This is a genomic window from Streptomyces sp. NPDC001406 (assembly GCF_042895285.1).
GTDB lineage: Bacteria > Actinomycetota > Actinomycetes > Streptomycetales > Streptomycetaceae > Streptomyces.
Genome location: NZ_JBIAWG010000005.1, coordinates 530158 through 536297, shown reverse-complemented (window position 1 = coordinate 536297; position 6140 = coordinate 530158). Strand labels below are relative to the sequence as shown.

At 70.8% G+C, this 6140-nt stretch carries 8 protein-coding genes; 3 read left to right on the top strand and 5 right to left on the bottom strand.

Translation table 11 applies throughout. The annotated features are described in order from the left end of the window. Positions 1-100 (bottom strand): biotin carboxylase N-terminal domain-containing protein (locus ACFY1J_RS15480; protein WP_157847070.1); only part of this gene is annotated, 100 nt, incomplete at its 3' end. Between the two features lie 374 nt (positions 101-474). Here ACFY1J_RS15480 and ACFY1J_RS15475 point away from each other — a divergent pair. Beyond that, positions 475-1086: a hypothetical protein gene (locus ACFY1J_RS15475; protein WP_390713049.1), complete on the top strand. Its 612-nt coding sequence runs from the start codon at positions 475-477 to the stop codon at positions 1084-1086. Here the strand turns inward: ACFY1J_RS15475 and ACFY1J_RS15470 are convergent. The 4 genes from ACFY1J_RS15470 to ACFY1J_RS15455 form a co-directional block, all read right to left on the bottom strand. Beyond that, complete coding sequence (locus ACFY1J_RS15470; RefSeq protein WP_363293860.1) at positions 1058-1675, bottom strand: nucleoside triphosphate pyrophosphatase; 618 nt, start codon at positions 1673-1675, stop codon at positions 1058-1060. The genes ACFY1J_RS15475 and ACFY1J_RS15470 overlap by 29 nt on opposite strands. 26 nt (positions 1676-1701) lie before the next feature. Continuing rightward, positions 1702-1830: a morphogenic membrane protein MmpB gene (mmpB, locus tag ACFY1J_RS15465; RefSeq protein WP_390713048.1), complete on the bottom strand. Its 129-nt coding sequence runs from the start codon at positions 1828-1830 to the stop codon at positions 1702-1704. 136 nt (positions 1831-1966) lie between these two features. Beyond that, entirely contained in the window at positions 1967-2176 is a 210-nt protein-coding gene (locus tag ACFY1J_RS15460) for an acyl-CoA carboxylase epsilon subunit (RefSeq protein WP_390713047.1), read from the bottom strand. A gap of 27 nt (positions 2177-2203) precedes the next feature. After that, positions 2204-3796 carry an acyl-CoA carboxylase subunit beta gene (locus ACFY1J_RS15455; RefSeq protein ID WP_390713046.1) on the bottom strand — a complete coding sequence of 531 codons (1593 nt, stop codon included), beginning with the start codon at positions 3794-3796 and terminating at the stop codon, positions 2204-2206. A 110-nt stretch (positions 3797-3906) separates the two neighbouring features. Here ACFY1J_RS15455 and ACFY1J_RS15450 point away from each other — a divergent pair, with 110 nt between their 5' ends. Next, entirely contained in the window at positions 3907-4773 is an 867-nt protein-coding gene (locus tag ACFY1J_RS15450; protein ID WP_390713045.1) for a biotin--[acetyl-CoA-carboxylase] ligase, read from the top strand. A 175-nt stretch (positions 4774-4948) separates the two neighbouring features. After that, on the top strand, positions 4949-6109 hold the full coding sequence (locus ACFY1J_RS15445; RefSeq protein WP_390713044.1) for an adenylate/guanylate cyclase domain-containing protein: 1161 nt from the start codon (positions 4949-4951) through the stop codon (positions 6107-6109). The last annotated feature ends 31 nt before the right edge of the window (positions 6110-6140 follow it).

Genomic DNA, 6140 nt, shown 5'->3' with positions numbered 1-6140 from the left:
GGTCGGCGTAGACGGCCACGCTCGCGATCCCGGCGTCCCGGCAGGCCCGGGCCACGCGGACAGCGATTTCGCCACGGTTGGCGATGAGCACCTTGCGCACGATTGAGGCTCCCTCCTTGAAACAAGCCGAGTTTAGGGACTGCCGACACGGCACTTCGACCCGTCCCCAATGGTGAGCTTGCCCACACGGAGCGTGATTCGAGGCTCGCTCGACCCGCGAAAGCCCTTGTCGCACCTCGGTACGCAGGACCCTTCCGGAAAACCCTAGCCCTGCCGTGTGGTCAAGGTCTCTGTGAGAGCGTGCCGCGGCCCACTCGGTTTCTTTGTCGAGTCCCTACGAATGGCCCAATGATTCTTTGCCCGTGACAGAACCCTTGTCCCCGGGTTTACCCGTTAGTAGCGTTCGCGATGTCTCGAACGTACTTCAGGTAACAGCAGCCGGACTCGGGCTGCGGTCGAAAGTGGGTGGGACCGGTGGTGCGCAGACCGGTGGCGTGGGTCGTGGCGTTCGTCCTCTTCGCCGAAGGACTCGGCATCGCGGCACTGAACTGGTTCCTGGGGGTGGTCGTCGACCGGCAGGAGATGTCGCTGGCCGGCCTCGACCCGGACATGATGTCGATGTCCTCGAAGATCGGCGGCGTGGTCTTCGGCCTCTACTTCGCGCTGTGCGCCCTGGTCGCCCTGCTCGTGGCGATACGCAACCGCGCCCCGGCCGGCTTCGGCCGCGTCCTGCTCATCAGCATCGCCGTGGTGCACGGGCTGCTCGGCGCGTTCACCTGGGGGCTGGTGGGCTGGACCGCGTTCGTGTTCATGATGGTCGTCCTGGGGCTGATCGTGCTGCTCCTGATGACGTACGACCGTCAGGACGGCGCGGCCGAGACGGCGCCCGGCGGCGCTCCCGAGGGCGGCGACACGCCGGAGGCCAAGGAGGAGAGCCCGCAGGGGCCGGCGGACCCGCAGGAGCCGAAGGGCGAGCCCGAGGGGCCGAAGGGCGAGGCGGAGGAGCCTCAGGACGACGTCCCGGCCCTGGCCGCCCCCGGCACCCCTGCCGCTGCGGTCACTCCGCCGGTGCCCACAACTCCGTGATGCCGATGCCCAGTTCGGCCAGCAGCTGCCGGACGAGGGGCAGGCTGATGCCGATCACATTGCCGTGGTCGCCGTCGATGCCCCTGATGAAGGGCGCCGAGCGGCCGTCCAGGGTGAACGCCCCGGCGACGTAGAGCGGCTCTCCGGAGGCGACGTAGGCGGCGATCTCCGCGTCCGTCGGCTCGCCGAAGTGCACGACGGTGGACGCGGTCCCGGACACGTACCGCTTGTTCGCCGTGTCCCAGATGCAGTGCCCCGTCTGGAGGGTCCCGGCCCGCCCCCGCATCGCCTTCCAGCGGGCGATGGCCTCCTCGGCGTCCGCGGGCTTGCCCAGCGCCTGGCCGTCCAGCTCCAGCACCGAGTCGCAGCCGATCACCAGGGCGCCCTGCACCTCCGGCTTCGCCGCCACCACGGAGGCCTTCGCCTCGGCGAGGGCGAGCGCCAGCTCGGCGGGCGTGGGCGCGGTGATCGCGTCCTCGTCGACCCCGCTGACGATCACCTCGGGTTCGAGCCCGGCCTGCCTGAGCAGTCCGAGCCGGGCGGGCGACTTGGAGGCGAGCACGACTCGCCTGCGCGGATTGGCAGTCATGCGGTCAGGTTAGCGGGGTCGCTGCGCTACCTCAGGCCGAGCACGATCATTCCGAGCAGCATGGCCAGGGCGAGAAGAAGACCGAGCCGCCGCAGCATGTCCTGCGTGTCGCGCAGTTCTTTGGGCGGCTCGTTCTCCGGGTCTGACCACAGCATGCCACCAGCGTGGGGCTTGGGCGGGGGAGGGCGCCTGAGTACTCGTACTCAAGTTGGCGCCCTCGTTGCACTGACGTGCGCCCACGCGGCGGAGCCGCTTATCGACGCAGCCTCGCGCCCCTGGGGCGGTTGCCTCCTAGCTTGGCCAGTAGGTGCGCGTCCAGGACGCCGGGCCCGGCTGTGGGACGCGGTGGCCTGCGATGCGGGACGGGTCGGCCCAGGAGTCCCTCGGGCCCGGCGCGCCGGGCGGCGTTGCTGCTGCCGCCGCGGCGCGGGCGCGGACCACCGCCAGTGCGGCGGCCAGCTCCTCGGGGGTCGGATTGCCCCGTACGACCTTGATCGTCATGATGTCTCCCAATCGATCGACGAAGGCCTAGAGGGGGATGTTGCCGTGCTTCTTCGGAGGCAGGGATTCCCGCTTGGTACGCAGCTGACGCAGGCCGCGTACGACGTGGCGGCGGGTGTCCGACGGCATGATCACCGAGTCGATGTAGCCGCGCTCGGCCGCGATGTAGGGGTTGAGGAGGGTGTCCTCGTACTCCCGGATCAGCTGGGCCCGGGTCGCCTCGCCGTTTCCGGAGGTCTCCGCCTCGGCGATGGTCCGCCGGTGCAGGATGTTGACCGCGCCCTGCGCGCCCATGACGGCGATCTGCGCGGTCGGCCAGGCGAGGTTGATGTCGGCACCCAGGTGCTTGGAGCCCATGACGTCGTAGGCGCCGCCGAAGGCCTTGCGGGTGATGACCGTGATCAGCGGGACGGTCGCCTCCGCGTACGCGTAGATCAGCTTGGCGCCGCGCCGGATGATGCCGTCGTGCTCCTGGTCGACGCCGGGCAGGAAGCCGGGCACGTCCACGAACGTGAGGACCGGGATGTTGAAGGCGTCGCAGGTCCGTACGAAGCGGGCCGCCTTCTCGCTCGCCTGGATGTCCAGGCAGCCGGCGAACTGCATCGGCTGGTTGGCGACGACACCGACGGGGTGCCCCTCCACCCGGCCGTAGCCGGTGAGGATGTTCGGCGCGAACAGCGGCTGCGTCTCGAAGAACTCGGCGTCGTCCAGGATGTGCTCGATCACCGTGTGCATGTCGTACGGCTGGTTCGCGCTGTCCGGGACGATGGTGTCCAGCTCGCGGTCCTCGTCGGTGAGGGCGAGGTCCGCCTCCTCCGGGAACACCGGGGGCTCACTGAGGTTGTTGGACGGCAGGTACGACAGCAGCTGCTTGACGTACTCGATGGCGTCCTTCTCGTCGCCCGCCATGTGATGCGCCACGCCCGAGACGGAGTTGTGGGTGCGGGCGCCGCCCAGCTCCTCGAAGCCGACGTCCTCGCCGGTGACCGTCTTGATGACGTCCGGGCCGGTGATGAACATGTGCGAGGTCTGGTCGACCATGACCGTGAAGTCGGTGATGGCGGGGGAGTAGACCGCGCCGCCCGCGCAGGGGCCCACGATCAGGCTGATCTGCGGGATGACGCCCGACGCGTGGGTGTTGCGGCGGAAGATCTCGCCGTAGGCGCCGAGGGAGGCCACACCCTCCTGGATCCGGGCGCCGCCGGAGTCGTTGATGCCGATGACCGGGCAGCCGGTCTTCAGCGCGAAGTCCATGACCTTGACGATCTTCTGGCCGTACACCTCGCCGAGCGCACCGCCGAAGACGGTGAAGTCCTGCGAGAAGACGGCGACGGGACGGCCGTCGACGGTCCCGTACCCGGTGACGACACCGTCGCCGTAGGGGCGGTTCTTCTCCAGACCGAAGTTGGTGGACCGGTGGCGCGCGAACTCGTCGAGTTCGACGAATGACCCTTCGTCAAGCAGCAGGTCGATCCGCTCACGGGCCGTCAACTTGCCCTTGGCGTGCTGCTTCTCGACGGCGCGTTCCGAGCCGGCGTGCGTCGCTTCCTGGATACGGCGCTGGAGGTCCGCCAGCTTGCCCGCGGTCGTGTGAATGTCGATCTCTTCCGGCTCGGACATCGGGATGCGGCTCCCTGCCTGCTCAAAAGGGGGGACGGTTACTCATCCGTAGCGTAGTGGGGTGCCTATCAATCGGCAGTGCGGCGTTTACCACACCTAGGGTGGCTTGCATGACGCCGCGAGATGCTTCAGACGCCAACGACAACCGGTGGTCCGACCTGGACCGCCCGCCCCTCAACACGGCCGCGCTGCGGCGGGGGCTGGTGCGGGAGGGGGGCCTGTGGACCGGGGTGGAGGTGGTGCAGCGCATCGGCTCCACCAACAGCGAGCTGGTGGCACGCGCGGAGGCCGGGAAGGCCACCGAGGGCGCGGTGCTCGTCGCCGAGGAACAGACGGCGGGCCGGGGCCGCCTGGACCGCCAGTGGACGGCACCGCCCCGCTCCGGCCTGTTCTTCTCGGTGCTGCTCGACCCGGTCGAGGTGCCGGTGGCCCGCTGGGGCTGGCTGCCGCTGCTCACCGGCGTGGCCGTGGCGACGGGGCTTGCGCGGGCGGCGGGGGTGGACACCTCACTCAAATGGCCCAACGACGTCCTGGTGACCGTGGGTGACGAGGAGCGCAAGACCGGCGGGATCCTGGCGGAGCGGGCCGGGGACGCCGGAGTGGTCGTAGGCGTCGGCATCAACGTCTCGCTGCGCGCCGAGGAGCTTCCGGTGCCGCAGGCCGGTTCGCTGGCGCTGGCCGGCGCCGTGAGCACGGACCGGGATCCGCTGCTGCGGGCCGTGCTGCGGTCCCTGGAGGACTGGTACGGCCGCTGGCGCGAGGCGGGGGGCGACCCGGTCGCCAGCGGCCTCCAGGAGACGTACGCGGCGGGCTGCGCGACGCTGGGAAGGGTCGTGCGGGCGGAGCTCCCGGGCGACCGGTCGATCGTCGGCGAGGCCGTGGCGATCGACGGCGACGGACGGCTGGTCCTGGCCACGGAGGACGGCGTCCAGGAGCCGGTTGGCGCGGGAGACATCGTGCACCTGCGGCCCGCGTGAGCACGGTGCGGGGCCCGGGGCGGTCCGGCGCCGACGCCGCGATGATCCAAACGACACCCCCTAGCGCCGGACACCTCACCGTCGGCCCCCACCTTACGGAGTGAGCTGGCGCACACCTGCCGTAGAGTTGAGGCCGGTCGATACGTGACCGCGGCAGATCGGAAGGGCAGCAGGCGTGACCGTCGACGATTCGGGCTCCGGCGCGGGCGCGGACGGCCGGGTGGACCTTCCCCCGCACTCGACTCCGCTCGAGGGGGAGGAACCCTACGCCGCCGACGCCGGCGAAGACCCGCTCGCCCTGCGCCTCGAAACGCTCATCCTGGGCGCGGAGCGCCGTTACACGCCGTTCCAGGCGGCCCGCAGCGCCGGTGTCTCCATGGAGCTGGCCTCCCGCTTCTGGCGGGCCATGGGCTTCGCCGACATCGGGCAGGCCAAGGCCCTCACCGAGGCCGACGTGCTCGCCCTGCGCCGGCTCGCCGGTCTCGTCGAGGCGGGGCTGCTCAGCGAGGCGATGGCGGTGCAGGTGGCCCGGTCGACCGGGCAGACCACCGCGCGACTGGCCGAGTGGCAGATCGACTCCTTCCTGGAGGGGCTGACCGAGCCGCCCGAGCCGGGCATGACGCGCACCGAGGTGACGTACCCGATCGTCGAGCTGCTGCTGCCCGAGCTGGAGGAGTTCCTGGTCTACGTCTGGCGCCGCCAGCTCGCCGCCTCCGCCGGCCGGGTCGTGCAGGGGGCCGACGACGAGGAGATGGTCGACCGGCGGCTCGCCGTCGGCTTCGCCGACCTCGTCGGGTTCACGCGACTGACCCGCCGTATGGAGGAGGAGGAACTCGGCGAGCTCGTCGAGGCCTTCGAGACCACCGCCGCCGACCTGGTGGCCGCGCGCGGCGGCCGGCTCATCAAGACGCTGGGCGACGAGGTCCTCTACGCCGCCGACGACGCCGGTACGGCCGCGGACATCGCCCTGCGCCTGGTGGAGACCATGGCCAACGACGAGACGATGCCCGAACTGCGCGTCGGCATGGCGTTCGGCACGGTGACGACCCGCATGGGTGATGTCTTCGGTACGACGGTGAACCTCGCCTCCCGGCTGACGTCGATAGCGCCGCGCGACGCGGTCCTCGTCGACAGCGCCTTCGCCGAGGAGATCATCCGCACCGGCGAGGCGCCCGCCTCGGAGGCGGACGCGGCCGAGGCCGCGGCCGCCGCGGAGAAGGAGGGCGAGGAGCCGCCGACGTACCGCTTCGCCCTGCAGCCGATGTGGCAGCGCCCGGTCCGCGGCCTCGGCGTGGTCGAGCCGTGGCTGCTCACCCGGCGCGACGGCGAGGCCTAGTCGTGGCTTCGGCCGTGGCCCCAGTCGTGGC

What these genes read in the sequence shown, in the direction of transcription:
- ACFY1J_RS15450 (WP_390713045.1), top strand. Translation starts at nt 3,907, where the DNA reads ATGACGCCGCGAGATGCTTCAGACGCCAACGACAACCGGTGGTCCGAC.
- ACFY1J_RS15470 (WP_363293860.1), bottom strand. Translation starts at nt 1,675, where the DNA reads ATGACTGCCAATCCGCGCAGGCGAGTCGTGCTCGCCTCCAAGTCGCCC.
- mmpB (WP_390713048.1), bottom strand. Translation starts at nt 1,830, where the DNA reads ATGCTGTGGTCAGACCCGGAGAACGAGCCGCCCAAAGAACTGCGCGAC.
- ACFY1J_RS15455 (WP_390713046.1), bottom strand. Translation starts at nt 3,796, where the DNA reads ATGTCCGAGCCGGAAGAGATCGACATTCACACGACCGCGGGCAAGCTG.
- ACFY1J_RS15460 (WP_390713047.1), bottom strand. Translation starts at nt 2,176, where the DNA reads ATGACGATCAAGGTCGTACGGGGCAATCCGACCCCCGAGGAGCTGGCC.